An 18,565-nucleotide genomic window follows, 5' to 3' on the forward strand; every position below is an offset into this window, starting at 1 on the left:
GGCCGTGCCGGTCGGCGCCCGGACGGGGCGCGGTCGTCTCAGACGTCCGTGACGCGCAGGCCCGCGTGGGCCTTGTAGCGGCGGTTGGTGGAGATGAGGTTCGCGACCAGGGCTTCGACCTGGTGGGCGTTGCGCAGGCGGCCGGCGAAGACGCCTCGCATGCCCGGGATGCGGGCGGCGAGGGCCTGGACGAGGTCGGTGTCGGCGCGGGACTCGCCGAGGACCATCACATCGGTGTCGATCTCCTCGACCGTCTCGTCCTGGAGCAGCACCGCCGAGAGGTGGTGGAAGGCGGCCGTGACCCGGGAGTCGGGGAGCAGGGCCGCGGCCTGCTGGGCCGCGCTCCCCTCCTCGACCGGCAGGGCGTAGGCGCCCTGCTTGTCGAAGCCGAGCGGGTTGACGCAGTCCACGACGAGCTTGCCGGCGAGGTCCTCGCGCAGTGCTTCGAGGGTCTTGGCGTGGCCCTCCCACGGCACCGCGATGATCACGATGTCGCTGCGCCGGGCACAGTCGGCGTTGTCGGCGCCCTCGACGCCCAGGCCGAGCTCCTCGGCCGCGGCCTGCGCGCGGTCCGCGGCGCGCGAGCCGATGATCACCTTCTGGCCGGCGCGGGCGAACCGGTAGGCGAGGCCGCGGCCCTGGTCGCCGGTGCCGCCGAGGACGCCGACCACGAGGCCGGAGACGTCGGGCAGGTCCCGGGGGTCCTTGGCCGGCGGCTTCTGCGTGCTGTCTGAGGAAGTCATGGGGGCGAGAGTACTGCCGAGTACGTGTCAGTCGAACGGGCGGGAACCGCCGGTATCGCACCCGCGCGCACTTTCCTTGGTACAGGATGCCCGCCATGGATGCCGTGAGGGTGGCGTTGCTGCGCGAGGTTCTCGCCGGGACGCGGTGGCCGGGTGCCGCCCGGGGTTTCGCCGGCTCGTTGCGGCGCGCGGTGGTTCCGTCCGGCGGGGGCCTGCTGCTGGTGGGGACGGAGCAGTACGAGCCGTGGCACATGGCCGCGCACCTGGTGGACGAGGCGGCGTGGTCGGGGCTTCCGGAGCTGGCGCCGACGCTCGTGCGGCACCGTGTCCTGCCGGGCGAGCCGCCGCACCTGTCGGTGGGGCTGAGTCGGCTGGAGGCGGCTCGGCGCGGGCACACGGTGCTGGTGGTGGCCCCGCAGGAGCCGGGCGCGGGGCTGCTGGAGCGGGTGCACGACGCGCGGCGGGCCGGGGCGACCGTGCTGGCGCTGGACGGCGGCGATCGCGATCTGGGTACGTTGGCGCACGAGACGCTGTCGGTGCCGGGCGCCGCGGCCGAGCTGGACCTGGACACGGTGCAGCATCTGGTCAGCGCGGCGGCCGGGGAGAACGGTCCGCCGGACCGGCGTGGCTCGCGGCGGTTCCGGGACCGGCTGGCGCGGCTGGCCGATCAGCTCACCGCGCCGCCGGCCGGCCGCTGGTGAGGGGCACCGCCCGAGGGGGTGCCGCCCCGCCGGCCCGCCTCGCCCCCTGCCTCAGGGGTCCTGCCTCAGAGGTCCTGCCTCAGGGGCCCCGTCTCAGGGGCCCCGTCTCAGGGGTCCTGCCTCAGGGGTCCTGCCTCAGGGGTCCTGCCTCAGGGCCCTTTCTCAGGGGGCTTCCTCGCCCGCCTCGCGGGTCTTGTCGTTCCATTTCGGGTCGTTCTGCCATTCGAGGTTGCGTTCCTGCGCCGTCTCCATGGCGTGGTTCGCCTCCTCGGGCGTGGCGTAGGGGCCGAAACGGTCCTTCGCCGGGCAGTCGGGGCCCTCTTCGACCTTCTTGTGGACCAGGCAGTAGTACCACTCGCCGGGCTTGCCGACCTGGCGCTTCTTGAACAGGGCCATCGTCCTCGGGCTCCTCTCGTACCGCTCTCTGTCGCCAGCTTGCCCCATCACCGCTGGATACACTCGCCTGCATGTCTGGCCAGTCGCTGCTCGTACCAGGCGAGCTCTCTCCCGTCCGTTCCGTTCCCGGAAACATCCGCCGGCCCGAGTACGTGGGCAAGCCCGCGCCCACTCCGTACACCGGACCGGAGGTGCAGACCGCCGAGACCATCGAGGCCATGCGCATCGCCGGCCGGATCGCCGCCCAGGCGATGGAGGAGGCCGCCAAGCACATCGCGCCGGGGGTGACCACCGACCTGCTCGACGAGGTCGCCCACGCGTACATGTGCGACCACGGGGCCTATCCCTCGACGCTCGGCTACCGGGGCTTCCCCAAGTCCCTGTGCTCCTCCGTCAACGAGGTCATCTGTCACGGCATCCCCGACTCGACCGTCCTGCGCGACGGCGACATCGTGAACCTCGACGTGACCGCGTACATCGGCGGGGTCCACGGCGACAACAACGCCACCTACCTGTGCGGGGAGGTGGACGAGGAGTCGCGCCTGCTGGTGGAGCGGACCCGCGAGTCCTTGAACCGTGCCATCAAGGCGGTCAAGCCCGGCCGGCAGATCAACATCATCGGTCGGGTCATCGAGTCGTACGCGAAGCGTTTCGGCTACGGGGTGGTCCGGGACTTCACCGGGCACGGCATCAGCACGTCCTTCCACTCCGGCCTGATCGTCCCGCACTACGACAGCCCGCACGCCACCACGATCATCGAGCCCGGCATGACCTTCACGATCGAGCCGATGCTCACGCTGGGCACCCACGAGTACGACATGTGGGACGACGGCTGGACGGTCGTCACGAAGGACCGCAAGCGAACGGCGCAGTTCGAGCACACGCTGGTCGTGACCGACACGGGAGCGGAGATCCTCACGCTGCCCTAGGCCGTGCGGGCCTGCGGGCCGGGCGATTTTTTACCGACAGGACGTCGGGAACACATTGACTTAGGCAAGCCTAAGTACGAGGATCGAGGTGTGGCGGCGATGCCGCCACGCCTTTCTCATCCCCCGATCACTCGGAGGTCCGCCTTGGACGCCTTCTCCACGGTCATCCGTGTCGCCTCGCACGAGCAGCACACAGAGGCCGAGACCTCGACGTTCATGAGCGATCTGCTCGGCGGCCGGCTGGGCGTCGACGCCTACGCCCGCTACACCGAGCAGCTGTGGTTCGTGTACCGGGCGCTGGAGGACGCGGCCGAGTCCCTCAAGGACGACGCGGTCGCCGGGCCGTTCATCCGGCCCGAGCTGATGCGCCTGGCGGAGATCGAACGGGACCTCGCGCACCTGCGCGGCCCCGAGTGGCGCGAGTCGCTGGTGGCGCTGCCGGCGACCGAGGCGTACGCGGCCCGGGTGGCCGAGTGCGCGGCCGGATGGCCGGGCGGTTACGTGGCCCACCACTACACCCGCTACCTGGGCGACCTGTCCGGCGGGCAGATCATCCGGGACAAGGCCGAGCGCACCTGGGGCTTCGAGCGCAAGGGCGACGGCGTGCGCTTCTACGTGTTCGCGGACATCTCCAACCCGGCCGCCTTCAAGCGCACCTACCGCGAGCTGCTGGACGCGATCTCCGCGGACGACCTGGAGAAGCAGCGGATCATCGACGAGTGCAAGCGCGCCTTCGACTTCAACGGGGCCGTCTTCCGCGAGCTGGGCCGGGAGTTCCCGCTCAGCGCGTGACCGGCGTGCCGGGCTGATCGGCGTACGAAGCAGGGGCGGGCCCGCCGGGTCCGCCCCTTCCCCTTGCCCGGGGGTCGCGTCGCCGCCGCCCGTCGGTCGCGCCTCAGTCGCCCTGGACGAGCCAGACGACGATGGCGACGCAGAAGAGCACGCCCTCGGCGGCCCGGGCGTAGAGCAGGGCGGCCGCGCAGGCGGCGGTGCCCAGCACGACGCGGTCGCGGCGCTGTTCCGGGGTGTGGGGGCGGCGCCAGAGCGACGCCGCGAGGCCCAGCGGGAGCAGGTAGGGCAACGAGAGCCACAGCGGGGCGTCCGGCAGGTACGAGGACCGGTACCCGAAGCCCGCGGCGAGCAGTGTCAGCGCCGAGAACAGGGCGGGCACCAGGAGCCAGGGGGCGACGGCGGCGGGGCGGTGGGCGAGCGGGGGCGTCTGCATGCCCCCATCACACCGCCCGACGGGGGGTGCGCCGCAGGGTGCGCGTACTCAACCGGGCCGGTCGGGATACTCAGTTCCGGCCGGGGGGCCGGTTCCCGGCGGGGGCGAAGCGCACGCGTCCGCCGATCTCGACCGTGCCGTCCGGGCCGGGTGCGGTGAGGAGTTGGGAGCCGGCGCCCTGGGTGATGTTCAGGGCGCGGTTCAGTTGGGCCGTGAGCAGGATCGCCGCCGAGCCGGTGGCCTCGTCCTCGACGACGGCGCCGTCGGGGCGGCGCGGAAAGCCGCGGGCCCGGACCCGGCCCGCGCTCTCGTCCTCCCACGCCCAGGCGTACACCCAGCCCTCGCCCGACGGCGGGGCGGGCAGCTCCTCGACCTCGGCGGCGGAGGCGTACTGCTCGGTGCGCTTGCCCTCGACCCATTCGGGGCGGGCGGTGATCCAGGTGAACTCGCCGTCGTCGCGGGCCCAGACGGAGCCGGCCGGGGGCTGGAGTTCCTCGATGTCGAGCAGCCAGGCGACGCCGACCAGGGGGTGCCCGGCGAAGGCGAGCCGCGCGCCGGGGGTACGGATGTCGACGACCCCGCGTTCGGGGTCGTCGACGAACACCGTCTCGCCGTAGCCGAGTTCGGCGGCCAGCGCCTGCCGGGACGCGTCGTCGGGGCAGGTGCGGCCGTCGCGGACGACTCCGAGCAGGTTGCCGTACCGGCCGTCGCCCGCGCAGAAGACCCTGAGCACGTCGAGATCATTCACGCGGGCATTCAAGCACGGCTCAGCCCTGGGTCACGCGCCGCCTGCGGGCGATGAGGACGGCGCCTGCGCCGGCCGCGATGACCGCGCCGGAGGCTCCGAGCAGGGCTCCGGCCGGGACCTCGGCGCCGGTGGAGGCGAGGTTGCCGCCCACGCTCCCGCCGACGCTGCCGCCGCCGACCGTGCCGCCGCCGACCGTGCCCGTACCGCCGGTGGTGCCGGCGCCGCCCGCGGTCGAACCGCCGGTGGTGGAACCGCCGGTGGCGTCGGGGGCGGTGACGTCCTTGTCCACGGACACGGTGAGGTTGACGTCGTCGATCCGGTCACCGGGCGCGTAGCCGTCCTGGTAGACCGGGGTGGTGGACGGCTCCCGCAGGAACGCCGCGGCGCCCTGTTCGGTCAGTGCCGTGCGGACGCCGTTCAGGGCGAGCAGGCCCTTGCTGGTCTTGTAGTCGGCCTTGGCCAGGTCGAGCGTGGCGAAGGGGACGTTCGTCTTCGTGCCGGCGGCGGTCTTCACGTCCAGGACCAGGGTGCCCTTGGCTCCCTGGGTGTCGATGCGGACGTTGCCGAAGGTCATGTCGATGCCGTGGGCCGCGTACTGGAAGCGCAGGTTGCCCTCGAAGGAGGCGTTGAGCCTGCCCTTCTTCGTGTCGAGGGTGCCCTTGCCGCCGGCGAAGGAGAAGGTGCCGTCGCTCGCGACGGCGCCGCCCGCCGGGGTGATGGAGCCCGCGGACTGGACGTACTTGCGGAAGGACGCCTTGACGCCCCACTTGAGCCTGCCGCTCTGGATCCGCTGGGAGCCGTCGGCCGGCGCACCGGAGGAGGTCGAGGGCTTGGGGCCCGTCGACGTCGTGGGCTTCGGACCCGTGGACGTGGTCGGCTTCGGACCCGTCGAGGTCGTGGGCTTCGGACCCGTGGACGTGGTGGGCTTGGGGCCCGTCGATGTCGTGGGCTTGGGGCTCGTGGACGTCGAGGGGCTCGGGTCGACGGGAGGACCGAACTTCAGGAGCGCGGTCAGCGGGTCGCCCGGCTGGTTCGCGTAGTCCGGGTAGTCGAGCTGGGTGGCGGCGTCCTTGGTGAGGGTGGTGCCCAGGTTCTCCATCTGGGGACCGGCGAAGGCCACGTCGGCGAAGTGGACGCCCGGGGTGACCTTGCCGTTCTTCGTGACGTCGACGAGCAGCTTCTTCGTGCCGCTGTCGAAGCGCGGGTTGCCCAGGGTGATGTCGAAGTGGTGCGCGGCCGACTTGAAGTTGACGCTGCCCTTGAAGGCGGCGGTCACGGGGTGGCTGCCGCTCGGGACGTACTCGCCGGTGGGCGAGCCGAAGCGGAAGGTGCCGTCCGCGTTCGTGGTCGCGCCGTCGGCGACGGTGATCTGACCCTGGGCGATGGTGGTGACGTACTTCCGCCAGCTCGCCTTCACGCCCCAGTCGAGCGTGCCGCTGACGATCGGCATCGGCTTCGTGGGGGCCGCGGCGACCGCGGCCGGGGCGGAGACCGCCGCCGTCGCGGGCAGGACGAGGGCGGTGGCGCCGAGGGCGGCGGCGGTGGCGATGGCGGCCGCGATGGCGATCGGTCGGCGGTGGGACGACATGACTGAGTACTCCTGAAAGGGCGACGGGGGCGACGGGGGGGGTGTGTGGCGGGGGGTGTGGCGGGGTGCGGGCGGGGTGTCACGGCTGCGCGTCGGCGGGGCCCGAGGGCTCCGAACCGGACGCGGCCGTACGGCGCTTGCGCAGGACGAGGAGGATCGCGCCGGCGGCCAGGCCCAGCAGGGCCGCGGCGAGGGCGATGTACGGTCCGACGGACGAGCCCTTCTCGGCCTCGGCCTTCGGGGGCGCCTGGGAGGCGGCGGCCTCGGGCGCCCGGGAGGGCGACGGAGAGGCCGTGGAGCCCAGGTCGGGCAGGGCGGGAAGCCTGGCGTTGGCGTCGAGGGCCACGGAGAGCGAGACGGGGTCCATCTCGGTGCCGGCCTTGTACATGGCGTTGAAGGCCTGGGAGCCGCCCTCGGTGAGGGTGGCCGGGGCTTCGGTGAGGGTGGCGAGGCCGCCCTCGGTCTTGAGTGCCTTGGCGTCGAACTCGACGAGCGCGACGGCGTTCCTGGTACCGGTGGGGGTGACGACGTCGGCGGTGAGGACGCCCTTGCCGCCGTCGACCTTGACGTTCACCTTGCCGAGGGTGAGGTCGAGGTGGGCGCCGGTGAACCGGACGGTGCCGGCGAACGCCGCGTCAAGGGTGCCCTTTCCGCCGTCGTACGTGCCCTTGCCCTGCGGGAAGCGGAACAACGCGCCGCCGTCCTGGGCGCCTTCGGCCAGGGTCCACTTGCCCTGCCCGACGGAGCCGGTGACGTACTCGCGGAAGGTGCGCCGGACGCCCCAGTCGACGGCGGCGTCGGTGAAGGCGCCCGCGGCCTGCGGGGCCTGCGGGCTCTGGGCCGGGGCACCGGGCTGCGTACCGGGCGTCGCGCTCTGCTCGGCGGGGGCCTTGACGTCGACGGACAGCGAGATCGGGTCGAGTCGGGTGCCGGCGGTGTAGTAGCCGGCGAAGGACGTGGCGCCTTCCGCGGTCAGGGTGGTCGGGACGTTCGTGAGGGCGATCGGGCTTGCGCCGCCCTTCATGTCGATGCCGGCGAGGCCGAGGGTGGCGAAGGGGACCTGGGAGGCCGTGCTGACGGCCCCGGTGTCCTTGGCCTTGCCGACGACGTCCACGTAGAGGGTGCCGCGGCCGCCGGAGATCTTGACGGTGGGGCGGCTGACGGTGAGGTCGAGTTCGTACGACCCGTCGGACTTCTGGTGGCCCTGGAAGGTGACCCCGCCGGTGAACGCGGCCCCGAAGGAGCCGGAGTCGGGGTCGTAGGAGCCGGTCGCGGAGTGGAAGCGGAACAGGCTGCCGCCGACGGTGGCGGCTCCGCTCTTCAGCTTGAATCCGCCTTTCGAGACGGGGCCCGTGACATAACTCTGGAAGGACGATTTGATGCCCCAGTCGAGTCGCCCTCCCTGCACGGTGCGGTCGGCCGCCTGGGCGACGGTGGCCGGGAGCAGGGCCCCCAGCAGGGCCGCCAACACGGCGACTGCGAACGCACGGACAGGTCTCGCGGGCATGACGGGCCCCTCCAGGGTCTGGTCAATAAGGTTAGGCTAACCTAAGCTACCTGCTGCCGGGGTGGAACCCCCCGGTCACCAGAACTTTGAAGGACATTCAAGAACTCCAGTCGGACGATCAGGACGGTGCCTTCGTGCCTACGCCCGCCGCGTCATCCCGCATCCCCCGTCTCGCGTCCGTCGCGGCCTCGTTGGCCCTGGCACTCACCGCGCTGACGGGCTGCGGAGGTACGGCCACCCCCGCGGGCTCCCCCGCCCACACCGGCGCCGCGGCGGCCGCCCCCGACCGGGTGGAACCCCTCACCCCGTCACCGACGCCCGCCCTCCCGGTGACCGTGCCCTCGGCGGACGGCACCTCGGTGACCATCGCCTCGGCGGACCGCGTGGTCCCGCTCACCGGCAGCCTCAACGAGATCGTCCACACCCTGGGGCTCGGCGACCGGGTCGTCGCCCGGGACATCACCGCCACCTTCGAACAGGCCGCCAAGCTGCCGGTGGTGACACGGGCACACGACGTGTCGGCCGAGAGCGTGTTGTCGCTGCGCCCCACGCTGGTGATCGCCGAGACCACCACCGGCCCCGCCGAGGCGATCGGGCAGATCCGCGACGCGGGCATCCCGCTGCTGGTCGTCGCCCCCGCCAAGACGCTGGACGACGTACGGAAACGGATCGACACCGTCGCCGGCGCGCTCGGCGTCAAGGACGCCGGGACCCGGCTCAACGGGCGCACCGCCGACCGGATCGCCGCCGCCCGCGAGGGCATTCCCGCCTCCGCGGCCGGCAAGAGGCCCCGGGTGGCCTTCCTTTACCTGCGCGGCACCGCCTCCGTCTACCTGCTGGGCGGCTCCGACTCCGGTGCGGCCTCGCTGCTGGAGGCGGCCGGCGCCGTGGACACCGGCAAGGAGTCCGGGCTCGGCAAGGACTTCACCCCGATCACCAGCGAGGCGCTGGCGGCGGCGGCGCCCGACGCGATCCTGGTGATGCGCAAGGGTCTGGAGTCCGTGGGCGGCGTGGACGGCCTGGTGAAGATCCCCGGGGTGGCCCAGACGCCGGCCGGCATGGACCGCCGCGTGGTCTCCGTCGACGACGGGGTGCTCCTCAACTACGGCCCCCGCACCGACCAGGTCCTCACCTCCCTGATCTCCCAGCTCTACGGCAAGGTCTGATGTGACCGTCTCCCACGAGCCCCCGCGCGCGGGCGGCTCCTCTGCTCCGACCCCGCCCCCGCCCCCGACGCCCGCCGTGTCCGCGACGCCCGCCGCGCCCGCCGCGCCCTCCGTGAAGGGTCCTGCCCGCGGGCGGCCCACCGCCCTGATCCTGACCGTCGCCCTGGTCGTGACGCTGGCCGTGCTGGCGCTGGTCTCCGCGGGCGTGGGCGCGTACCGGATCCCCGTCGGGGACGTACTCGCCTCCGTGCAGCACCGCGTGGGCCTCGGCGGGGCCGCCCTCGACCGGGTCGGGGAGAGCGTGCTGTGGAACGTACGGCTGCCCCGCGTCGTGCTCGCCCTGCTGGTCGGCTCCAGTCTCGGCTGCGCCGGCGCCCTGATGCAGGGGGTGTTCGGCAACCCGCTCGCCGAGCCGGGCGTCATCGGCATCTCGGCGGGCGCCGCCGTCGGTGCGGTCGCCGCGATCGGACTGGGGCTCAGCTTCTTCGGGAACTGGACCGTCACCGCCTGCGCCTTCGTGGCGGGTCTGGTCACGGTCGGCTCCGTCTACCTGCTGTCCCGCAACGGCGGCAGGACCGAGGTCGTCACGCTGATCCTGACCGGCATCGCCGTCAACGCCTTCGCGGGCGCCCTGATCGGCCTGTTCGTCTTCTTCGCGGACAGCGGCCAGGTCAACCAGATCACCTTCTGGCAGCTCGGCTCCCTCGCCCAGGCCACCTGGCCCAAGGTGCTCGCCGTTCTGCCCTGCGCCCTCGTCGGCCTGCTCGTCGCCCCCCTCTACGCCCGCAAGCTCGACCTGCTCTCCCTGGGCGAGCGACCGGCCCGGCATCTCGGCGTGGACGTGGAACGGCTGCGGTTGGCCCTGATCCTGGTCGTCGCGCTGCTGACCGCGGCGGCCGTCGCGGTGGCGGGCATCATCACCTTCGTCGGCCTGCTCGTCCCGCACCTGCTGCGGATGGCGAACGGCCCCGGTCACCGCTTCCTGGTCCCGGGCAGCGCCCTCGCCGGCGCCGTGGTCCTGGTCGCCGGCGACCTGGCCGCGCGGACGCTCGCGCAGCCCGCCGAACTGCCGTTGGGCGTGCTGACCGCGCTCATCGGCAGCCCGTTCTTCTTCTGGCTGTTGCGCCGGACCCGACGCAAGCAGGGAGGCTGGGCGTGATCACCCTCTTCCGCCGGACCCGCCGGAGCATCCCCGTCCCGCCCGAACCCGGCACGCCGTGCGCGGAGGCCGTGGACCTGCACGTGCGCCTCGGACAGCGCGAGGTGCTCGCCGGCATCGACCTGACCGCCCTGGCCGGCGAGGTGCTGGCCCTGGTCGGACCGAACGGCGCGGGCAAGTCCACCCTGCTGGCCGCGCTCTGCGCCGACCTGCCGGCCGCCTCGGGGACCGTACGGATCGACGGGCGCCCGGTGGGCGACTGGTCGGCCCCCGACCTGGCACTGCGCCGCTCGATGCTCCCCCAGTCGGCCGCGCTGTCCTTCCCCTTCCCGGTGGAGGACGTCGTACGGATGGGCCGCGCTCCGTGGGCCGGCACCCCACTGGAGGAGGACGACGAGGAGGCGGTGGCCCGGGCCATGGCGGCGACCGAGGTGACCGACTTCGCGGCGCGCCCGTTCTCCGCGCTGTCCGGCGGCGAACGCGCCCGGGTCGCACTCGCCCGCGTGCTGGCCCAACGGGCCCCGCTGCTGCTGCTCGACGAGCCGACCGCCGCCCTGGACCTGCGCCACCAGGAGCTGGTGCTGCGGATCTGCCGGGAGCGGGCCGCGGCCGGGGACGCCGTGGTCGTCGTCCTGCACGACCTGGGCCTGGCGGCGGCGTACGCCGACCGGGTGGCGGTCCTGCACGACGGGCGGATCGCGGTGGCAGGACCGCCGTCCGAGGTGTTCGAGGACGGCCTGCTGAGCCGGGTCTACCGGCAGCCGGTGGAGGTGCTCCCGCACCCGCGCGGCGGGGCGCCGCTCGTGGTTCCGATCCGCGGCTGAGCCGGCCGGCCCGGCCGGACGGTGATGATCACGGGCCGTGCGGCGACCGGACCGGCTCCCTCCGTCACGCGGGACGCGAGGCTCCCCGCTTGACCCCGGCTTGACCCGGCCATGGGGTCGTCATGGAGGGGTCGTGACGGCCTCGTGTCCGGCGGTGAAAGGTGAGAGCTGTATCACTGGACTGTCGGGTATGAGTCAGGTAAGCCTCGGTTAAGTTAGGTCCGCCTCACCAGCCCTTACCTCGCCAGGAGCCTCCATGCGACCCGCTCGCCTCACCGTTCTCGCCGCGGCCGCCGTCGTGGCCACGCTCACCGCAGTCACGGGCTGTGCGGAGAAGGGTGACGCCGGCGGCGACGGCGCGATCAAGGTCGCCGCCTCGGACAGCGCCTGTGAGGTCTCCAAGAAGGAGTTCCCCGCCGGCAAGATCACGGTCGACGTCGAGAACAAGGGCTCCAAGGTCACCGAGGTCTACGTCCTCTTCCCCGACGACCGGATCGTCGCCGAGCGCGAGAACATCGGTCCCGGCACCAAGGCCTCCATCACCGCCGAGATCAAGGCGGGCGACTACGAGATCGCCTGCAAGCCCGGCATGAAGGGCGACGGCATCCGCCAGGCGGTCAAGGCCACCGGCGGCGGCGCCGTCGCCAAGCGCAGCCCGGAGATGGACGCCGCGGTCGCCGAGTACCGCAAGTACGTACAGGGGCAGGCCGACGAGACCCTCCCCAAGGCGCAGGCCTTCGCGGACGCGGTCAAGGCCGGCGACGTCGAGGCCGCGAAGAAGGCGTACGCCGTCTCGCGCATCGGCTGGGAGCGCACCGAGCCCGTCGCCGAGTCCTTCGGCGACCTGGACCCGAAGGTGGACCTCCGCGAGGCCGACCTGGAGGCCAACCAGGCGTGGACCGGCTGGCACACGCTGGAGAAGGCCGTGTTCAAGGACGGCAAGCTCGGCGAGCCGGAGAAGAAGCTCGCGGACACCCTGATGGCCGACCTCACCGTGTGGCAGAAGAAGGTCGGCACGGCCGAGATCACCCCGACCTCGATGGCGAACGGCGCCAAGGAGCTGCTCGACGAGGTCGCCACCGGCAAGGTGACGGGCGAGGAGGAGTTCTTCAGCCACACCGACCTGGTCGACTTCAAGGCCAACGTCGAGGGCGCGGAGAAGGCCTACCAGCTGCTGAAGCCGGTCGCCGCGAAGAACGACCCGGAACTCGCGAAGACCCTGGACACCCGGTTCGCCGCGCTGAACACGCTGCTGGACAAGTACCGCGCCGACAAGACGGGCTACGACTTCGTCTCGTACGACAAGGTCGGCGAGGCCGAGCGCAAGGAGCTCTCGGACGCGGTCAACGCGCTGGCCGAGCCGCTCTCGAAGCTCGCCGCCTCGGTCGCGAAGTAGCCAGGAAGAAGAGCGGAGCGGACGGGAGTACGAGGATGGCGGAGTCCACGTCGCAGCCGGCGGAAATGCCGGAGCCGCAGCCCGGCGACGGCCCGGAGGCCGGCGCCCCGACCGGTGGCGGCCCCGCCGCGCCGTCGCGGCGCGCCGTGCTCGGCTGGGGCGGCGCCGGGCTGGCGCTCGGCGCCGCCGCGACCGGCGGTGCGGTCGCGGTGTTCGGCGGTGGCACGGACGTGGTGCCGGCCGCCTCGTCGGGGGCGGCCGTGCCCTTCCACGGCGAGCACCAGGCCGGGATCGCGACCGCGGTCCAGGACCGTCTGCACTTCGCCGCCTTCGACGTGACGACGAAGGACCGGGCCGAACTCGTCGCGCTCCTCAAGGAGTGGACGCAGGCGGCCCGGTTGATGACGGCCGGGCTGCCGGTCGGCGAGGGCGGTTTCGGCGGTCTGCCGGAGGCCCCGCCGGACGACACGGGCGAGGCGCTGGGGCTGAAGGCCTCGCGGCTCACCCTGACCGTCGGCTTCGGACCGGGTCTCTTCGCGAAGGACCGCTTCGGTCTGGAGGGCAGGCGCCCGGCCGCCCTGGTGGACCTGGAGCTGTTCCCGGGCGACAACCTGGACGCGGCCCGCTCCGGCGGCGACCTGTGCGTCCAGGCGTGCGCCGACGATCCGCAGGTGGCGGTGCACGCGATTCGCCAGCTCGCCCGGATCGGCTTCGGCAGGATCGCGATGCGCTGGTCCCAGCTCGGCTTCGGCAAGACCTCCTCGACGACCCCGGACGCGCAGACCCCGCGCAACATGATGGGCTTCAAGGACGGCACCCGGAACGTCTCGGGCACGGACCGGGAGGCGCTGGAGAAGTTCGTCTGGGCGAGCGCCTCCGACGGCTCCGACTGGATGGCCGGCGGCTCGTACCTGGTGGCCCGGCGCATCCGGATGCACATCGAGACCTGGGACCGCACCTCCCTGCGGGAGCAGGAGGACATCATCGGCCGCGACAAGGGCGAGGGCGCCCCCGTCGGCAAGTCCAAGGAGCGCGACGAGCCGTTCCTGAAGGCGATGAAGCCGGACGCGCACGTCCGTCTCGCGCACCCGGACACCAACGGCGGCGCGACGATCCTGCGCCGCGGCTACTCCTTCACCGACGGCACGGACGGGCTGGGCCGGCTCGACGCCGGACTGTTCTTCCTGGCGTACCAGCGGGACGTCCGCAAGGGGTTCGTGCCGATCCAGCGGGAGCTGGCCCGGAACGACTCGCTCAACGAATACATCCAGCACGTGGGTTCGGCCGTCTTCGCCGTCCCGCCGGGCGTCCGTGACAAGGACGACTGGTGGGGCCGGACGCTGTTCGCGTAGTTCCCGTAGCGCGTAGGAGGATCCGCGTGTTCAGCAATTATCTGATCGGTCTGCGCGAGGGGCTGGAAGCCAGCCTCGTCGTCTGCATTCTCATCGCCTACCTGGTGAAGACCGGGAACAAGGACAGGCTCGGGCCGCTGTGGCTCGGCGTGGGGCTGGCCGCCGGGCTGAGCCTGGCCTTCGGCGCGGGCCTGGAGTTCGGCACCCGCCAGTTGACGTTCGAGGCGCAGGAGGCGATCGGCGGCTCCCTGTCGATCGTCGCCGTGGGCCTGGTGACGTGGATGGTCTTCTGGATGAAGCGCACCGCGCGGCACCTGAAGACCGAGCTGCACGGGAAGTTGGACGCCGCCCTCGCGATGGGCACGGGCGCGCTGGTGGCCACCGCGTTCCTGGCCGTCGGCCGGGAGGGGCTGGAGACCTCGCTGTTCGTGTGGCGTTCGGTGAAGGCCGCCGGTGACGGCGCGGGCCCGCTGACCGGGGTGCTGCTCGGCATCGCCACGTCGATCGTGCTGGGCTGGCTGTTCTACCGGGGCGCGCTGCGCATCGACCTCGCGAAGTTCTTCAAGTGGACCGGCGGTCTGTTGGTCGTGGTCGCGGCGGGCGTGCTCGCGTACGGGGTCCACGACCTCCAGGAGGCGGACTTCCTGCCCGGACTGTCGAACAAGGCCTTCGACATCAGCGAGACGATCCCGCCGGACAGCTGGTACGGCACCCTGCTGAAGGGGACGTTCAACTTCCAGCCGGACCCGACGGTGTTCCAGCTCGTCGTGTGGGCGCTGTACCTGCTGGTCGTCCTGACCCTGTTCCTGGTCCCGGTGGGGTCCGGTCGGTCGCCCGCGACGACGTCGGCAACGACGACGGCCGCCGCGACGGCGGCGAAGGGGCGGGACGGCGACGACGCGGGCCGGCAGGCCCGGGACTGACGCCGAACGGCCTACCAGAGCCGGTCGATCGTCCCCGGGTACAGCGGGACCCGGATCCCGGTGAAGGCCGTACGGGCCGGCTCCGGGTCGGGTCCGAGGAAGGCCGCCAGGACGATCTTGTCGAAGCCGGGGGCGTCGGTGGCCAGGGGGTCGGCGGGGGTTCCGCCGACCAGGACAGTGCCCGGGAGCCGTTCGAAGCCGGCCGCCTCGTAGAACGCGCCGAGCGGTCGGTCGCAACTGAACAGGGCGAGGTCCACCGTCGGGTCGGCGGCCAGTTCGGCCCGGGCCGCCGCGACCAGGCGCCCGCCGATGCCCCGCCCGCGCAGCTCCGGCCGGGTCACCACCCCGCTGAGTCCGGCGGCCCGCCAGGTCCGGCCGGGCAGGTGGATCTCCTTGCGCAGCAGAGCCAGCGAGGCGGCCACCGTGCCGCTCCCGTCGAGCAGCAGCACCGTGCGGGGCGCGAGGGCCGGGTCGTGGCCGGCGCCGGCGCCCGGCCAGGCCCGCTCCTCCAGGGCCCGGACCTGCTCGGCGAGCGGGTCGGGCGGTGTCTCGTACGTCTCGACGCGCAGCACGACGCCCTACGCGATCCGCACCCCGGCCCCGCCCACCCGCACCCGGGGGTCGCCGGGGCGCAGTTCGACGGTGAGGATCCCGGGGCGGCCCATGTCCTCGCCCTGGTGGAGGGTCAGGAGCGCCTGCTCCGGGACGAGGCCGGCCTCGCGGGCGTACGCGCCGAAGGCGGCCGCGGCGGCCCCGGTGGCGGGGTCCTCGACGACGCCGCCGACCGGGAAGGGGTCGCGTACGTGGAAGACGGTCGGGCTCTCGCGATAAACGAGCTGGACCGTGGTGAGGTCCAGGCGCCGCATCAGGGCTTCCAGGCGGGCGAAGTCGTAGGAGAGGTCGGCGAGTCGGGCGCGGGTGCCGGCGCCGATCACCAGGTGGCGGGCGCCGGCGTAGGCGATCCGGGGCAGGAGTGCGGGGTCCAGGTCGGTCGCCGGCCAGTCGAGCGCGGCCAGGGCCTCGGCGAGGTCGGCGTCGGCGATCTCCTCGACGTGCGGTTCGACGCTGGTCAGGGTGGCGCGCAGGCCCTCGCCCGGCTCGGCGGTGACCGAGACGGGGACGGTTCCGGCCGGGGTCGCGAACAGCAGCTCGCCGGGTCCGATCCGCTCGGCCAGGGCGACGGCGGTGGCCACGGTGGCGTGCCCGCAGAACGGCACTTCCGCCTTGGGGCTGAAGTACCGCACGGTGAAGGCGCGGCCGGGTTCGCCGCCGAGATCCTGCGGCGGGTCGGTGAGGAAGGCCGTCTCGCTGTAGCCGAGCCCGGCGGCGATGGCCAGCATCGCGGGTGCGTCCAGGCCGGCCGCGTCGAGGACGACCCCGGCGGGGTTGCCGCCCGCCGGGTCGCCGGAGAAAGCCGTGTAGCGCAGCACTTCGGTCGTCATGATCGGCTCAACTTCCGGGGCCGGGAGCGCATTCCCGGGTCCGCGCCGGCCTTGTCCCGGGTCCGCGCCCGGGGTGGTCGTGGGTTCGCCCCGGCCCGGTCGCGGGTCCGCCCCCGGCCTTGTCCCGGGTCCGCCCCGGGGTGGTCGCGGGTCCGCCCCCCGGGGTGGTCGTGGCGGCGGGTCAGCCGCGTCCGATGTAGGGCATGGCGCTCGCCATGACGGTCGCGAACTGCACGTTCGCCTCCAGGGGCAGTTCGGCCATGTGCAGGACCGTGCGGGCCACGTCGGCGGCGTCCATCACGGGTTCCACCTCCAGTCGCCCGTTGGCCTGGAGGATGCCGGTCCGCATCCGTTCGGTCATCTCGGTGGCCGCGTTGCCGATGTCGATCTGGCCGCACGCGATGCGGTACGGCCGGCCGTCCAGCGACAGCGACTTCGTCAGGCCGGTCATGGCGTGCTTGGTCGCGGTGTAGGCGATCGAGTTCGGGCGCGGGACGTGCGCGGAGATGGAGCCGTTGTTGATGATCCGGCCGCCCTGCGGGTCCTGGGCCTTCATCACCCGGAAGGCGGCCTGGGCGCAGAGGAAGGATCCGGTGAGGTTGACGTCGACGACGGACCGCCAGGCCTCGTACGTGAGGTCCTCCAGCGCGACGCCGGCCGGCCCGAAGGTGCCGGCGTTGTTGAAGAGCAGGTCGAGCCGCCCGTGGCGCTCCCGTACCGTCTCGAACAGGGCCCCGACCTCGTCCGGGTCGCTGACGTCCGCCGGTACGCACAGCACGTCGGCGTCGGCACCGGCCGCCGTCGCGGTGTCCTCCAGGGGTTCCGGGCGGCGACCGGCCACGGTCACCGACCAGCCGGCGCCGGCCAGGGCGAGGGCGACGGAGCGGCCGATGCCCGAGCCCGCCCCGGTCACCACGGCGATCTTGTTTCCACGTGCGTTCATGGGGCCGCAGGGTACGTCACACGGGACACGGGTCCACGGGCGTTCCGACTACTGAGAGCATGGATCGCTCAGGGGTGCGAAAAGAAGACAAAAGACTGGAGTTCCGCATGTCGGAGAGAGGCCCCTCGACGGCCCCCTCGGAAGAGTCGCCGCACGACTCGGCCCCCGTCGCCGGCGCGGCGGCGACCGCCGACGCCGCACCGCTGAAGGCCGCGCGCCGCACCGGCCTGCTCGTCACCTTCATCCTGGGCGGGCTGACGGCCCTGCCCCCGCTGTCCATGGACATGTACCTGCCGGCGCTGCCGCAGGTCACCGACGCCCTGCACAGCCCGGCCGCCACCGTCCAGCTCACCCTGACCGCCTGCCTGGCCGGCATGGCGCTGGGCCAACTGGTCATCGGCCCGATGAGCGACAAGTGGGGCCGCAGGCGCCCGCTGCTCATCGGCATGATCGTCTACGTGCTCGCCACCGCGATCTGCGCCCTCGCCCCGACCACCGAGCTGCTGATCGCCTTCCGGCTCCTCCAGGGCCTGGCCGGCGCCGCCGCCATCGTCATCGCGCGCGCCGTCGTCCGCGACCTGTACGACGGCGTCGAGATGGCCCGGTTCTTCTCCACCCTGATGCTGATATCCGGAGTCGCCCCGATCATCGCCCCGCTCATCGGCGGGCAGATCCTGCGCGTCGCCGACTGGCGCGGGGTCTTCGTCGTCCTGACCGCCGTCGGCACCGCGCTGACCCTCGTGGTCTGGCGGGGACTCGGCGAGACCCTGCCGCCCGAGCGCCGCCACACCGGTGGCGTCGGCGCGGCGCTGCGCACCATGCGCGGGCTGCTCGGCGACCGGGTGTTCACCGGGTACACCCTCACCGGCGGGTTCTCGTTCGCGGTGCTCTTCTCCTACATCTCCGCCTCGCCCTTCGTGGTGCAGGAGATCTACGGTGCCTCGCCGCAGGCGTTCAGCCTGCTGTTCGGCCTGAACTCCGTCGGCCTGATCGTCGTCGGGCAGATCAACGGCAAGCTGCTGGTGGGCCGGGTCAGCCTCGACAAGGCCCTCGGCGTCGGCCTCGCGATCATCACCACCGCCTCGGTGGCCCTGCTGCTGATGGCCGGCGGCGTCTTCGGGAAGGTCGGGCTGGTCCCGATGGCCGCCGCGCTGTTCGTGCTGATGTCGGCCATGGGCCTGCTGCTGCCGAACACCAACGCGCAGGCGCTGATGCGCACCCCGCACGCCGCCGGGTCGGCCTCCGCGCTGCTGGGCACCTCCTCGTTCCTCGTCGGGGCGATCGCCTCCCCGCTGGTCGGGATCGCGGGCGAGGACACGGCGGTGCCGATGGCGGTGGTGCAGTTGTCCTGCTCACTGCTCGCGGTGGCCTGCTTCCTGGGCCTGTGCCGGCCGTGGCGCGGCCGGGAGCCGATGGCGGGCACCCGGGCCCGCGCATAGGTCCTGTCCGGGACGCGGGCGCCTCCCCGGGGCCCGCTTACCTCCCGGGGCCCGGGGAGGCGCTTCAGCCCCGGGGCTCGGGGC

The 18,565-nt window shown here is 72.9% G+C and carries 19 protein-coding genes; 10 read left to right on the forward strand and 9 right to left on the reverse strand.

The genetic code is table 11. The features are described from left to right. Positions 1-38: 38 nt before the first annotated feature. Positions 39-743 carry an NADPH-dependent F420 reductase gene (gene npdG, locus ACFYW3_RS06515; protein WP_385259024.1) on the reverse strand — a complete coding sequence of 235 codons (705 nt, stop codon included), beginning with the start codon at positions 741-743 and terminating at the stop codon, positions 39-41. 95 nt (positions 744-838) lie between these two features. Here npdG and ACFYW3_RS06520 point away from each other — a divergent pair, with 95 nt between their 5' ends. Beyond that, the gene (locus tag ACFYW3_RS06520; protein ID WP_351756847.1) at positions 839-1,444 is read left to right on the forward strand and encodes a hypothetical protein; all 606 of its coding nucleotides are present in this window, start codon (positions 839-841) and stop codon (positions 1,442-1,444) included. Between the two features lie 162 nt (positions 1,445-1,606). Here ACFYW3_RS06520 and ACFYW3_RS06525 read toward each other — a convergent pair whose 3' ends face one another. After that, complete coding sequence (locus tag ACFYW3_RS06525) at positions 1,607-1,840, reverse strand: hypothetical protein (RefSeq protein ID WP_351382310.1); 234 nt, start codon at positions 1,838-1,840, stop codon at positions 1,607-1,609. A gap of 71 nt (positions 1,841-1,911) precedes the next feature. Between ACFYW3_RS06525 and map the strand changes: the two genes are divergently transcribed. Both map and ACFYW3_RS06535 read left to right on the forward strand, forming a co-directional pair. Beyond that, positions 1,912-2,769: a type I methionyl aminopeptidase gene (map, locus tag ACFYW3_RS06530; protein WP_351756845.1), complete on the forward strand. Its 858-nt coding sequence runs from the start codon at positions 1,912-1,914 to the stop codon at positions 2,767-2,769. A gap of 144 nt (positions 2,770-2,913) precedes the next feature. Then, entirely contained in the window at positions 2,914-3,561 is a 648-nt protein-coding gene (locus ACFYW3_RS06535; RefSeq protein ID WP_389385714.1) for a heme oxygenase (biliverdin-producing), read from the forward strand. A gap of 103 nt (positions 3,562-3,664) precedes the next feature. Here ACFYW3_RS06535 and ACFYW3_RS06540 read toward each other — a convergent pair whose 3' ends face one another. The 4 genes from ACFYW3_RS06540 to ACFYW3_RS06555 form a co-directional block, all read right to left on the reverse strand. Further along, positions 3,665-3,994, reverse strand: a complete 330-nt coding sequence (locus tag ACFYW3_RS06540; RefSeq protein ID WP_351756840.1) for a hypothetical protein — start codon at positions 3,992-3,994, stop codon at positions 3,665-3,667. Positions 3,995-4,064: 70 nt separating this feature from the next. After that, a complete protein-coding gene (locus tag ACFYW3_RS06545) occupies positions 4,065-4,742 on the reverse strand; it encodes a PhzF family phenazine biosynthesis protein (RefSeq protein WP_389385715.1) in 678 nt (225 codons plus the stop codon). A 19-nt stretch (positions 4,743-4,761) separates the two neighbouring features. Further along, the gene (locus tag ACFYW3_RS06550) at positions 4,762-6,330 is read right to left on the reverse strand and encodes an HtaA domain-containing protein (RefSeq protein WP_389385716.1); all 1,569 of its coding nucleotides are present in this window, start codon (positions 6,328-6,330) and stop codon (positions 4,762-4,764) included. Between the two features lie 79 nt (positions 6,331-6,409). Continuing rightward, the gene (locus ACFYW3_RS06555; protein WP_389385717.1) at positions 6,410-7,837 is read right to left on the reverse strand and encodes an HtaA domain-containing protein; all 1,428 of its coding nucleotides are present in this window, start codon (positions 7,835-7,837) and stop codon (positions 6,410-6,412) included. 134 nt (positions 7,838-7,971) lie between these two features. Between ACFYW3_RS06555 and ACFYW3_RS06560 the strand changes: the two genes are divergently transcribed. The 6 genes from ACFYW3_RS06560 (at position 7,972) to efeU (ending at position 14,657) form a co-directional block, all read left to right on the forward strand. After that, positions 7,972-9,003: a hemin ABC transporter substrate-binding protein gene (locus ACFYW3_RS06560; RefSeq protein ID WP_389385718.1), complete on the forward strand. Its 1,032-nt coding sequence runs from the start codon at positions 7,972-7,974 to the stop codon at positions 9,001-9,003. A gap of 76 nt (positions 9,004-9,079) precedes the next feature. Continuing rightward, positions 9,080-10,162, forward strand: a complete 1,083-nt coding sequence (locus tag ACFYW3_RS06565; protein WP_389385969.1) for a FecCD family ABC transporter permease — start codon at positions 9,080-9,082, stop codon at positions 10,160-10,162. Continuing rightward, positions 10,159-10,986 (forward strand): heme ABC transporter ATP-binding protein, encoded by an 828-nt coding sequence (locus ACFYW3_RS06570; RefSeq protein ID WP_389385719.1) that lies wholly within the window; start codon positions 10,159-10,161, stop codon positions 10,984-10,986. The genes ACFYW3_RS06565 and ACFYW3_RS06570 overlap by 4 nt, the downstream gene beginning before the upstream one ends. 256 nt (positions 10,987-11,242) lie before the next feature. Then, a complete protein-coding gene (efeO, locus tag ACFYW3_RS06575) occupies positions 11,243-12,382 on the forward strand; it encodes an iron uptake system protein EfeO (RefSeq protein ID WP_351756822.1) in 1,140 nt (379 codons plus the stop codon). Positions 12,383-12,447: 65 nt separating this feature from the next. Further along, positions 12,448-13,734: an iron uptake transporter deferrochelatase/peroxidase subunit gene (efeB, locus tag ACFYW3_RS06580; RefSeq protein WP_389385970.1), complete on the forward strand. Its 1,287-nt coding sequence runs from the start codon at positions 12,448-12,450 to the stop codon at positions 13,732-13,734. A gap of 26 nt (positions 13,735-13,760) precedes the next feature. Further along, complete coding sequence (gene efeU / locus ACFYW3_RS06585; RefSeq protein ID WP_389385720.1) at positions 13,761-14,657, forward strand: iron uptake transporter permease EfeU; 897 nt, start codon at positions 13,761-13,763, stop codon at positions 14,655-14,657. 11 nt (positions 14,658-14,668) lie between these two features. On the opposite strand, the gene ACFYW3_RS06590 is transcribed toward efeU, so the two are convergent. From ACFYW3_RS06590 to ACFYW3_RS06600, 3 genes are all read right to left on the reverse strand, one after another. After that, complete coding sequence (locus ACFYW3_RS06590) at positions 14,669-15,229, reverse strand: GNAT family N-acetyltransferase (RefSeq protein WP_389385721.1); 561 nt, start codon at positions 15,227-15,229, stop codon at positions 14,669-14,671. A gap of 6 nt (positions 15,230-15,235) precedes the next feature. Further along, a complete protein-coding gene (locus ACFYW3_RS06595; RefSeq protein WP_351382283.1) occupies positions 15,236-16,099 on the reverse strand; it encodes a PhzF family phenazine biosynthesis isomerase in 864 nt (287 codons plus the stop codon). A gap of 181 nt (positions 16,100-16,280) precedes the next feature. Further along, complete coding sequence (locus ACFYW3_RS06600) at positions 16,281-17,042, reverse strand: SDR family oxidoreductase (RefSeq protein WP_389385722.1); 762 nt, start codon at positions 17,040-17,042, stop codon at positions 16,281-16,283. A gap of 107 nt (positions 17,043-17,149) precedes the next feature. Here ACFYW3_RS06600 and ACFYW3_RS06605 point away from each other — a divergent pair, with 107 nt between their 5' ends. Next, complete coding sequence (locus tag ACFYW3_RS06605; protein ID WP_351751485.1) at positions 17,150-18,481, forward strand: Bcr/CflA family multidrug efflux MFS transporter; 1,332 nt, start codon at positions 17,150-17,152, stop codon at positions 18,479-18,481. The last annotated feature ends 84 nt before the right edge of the window (positions 18,482-18,565 follow it).

This window comes from Streptomyces sp. NPDC002602, from assembly GCF_042889445.1.
Lineage (GTDB): Bacteria > Actinomycetota > Actinomycetes > Streptomycetales > Streptomycetaceae > Streptomyces.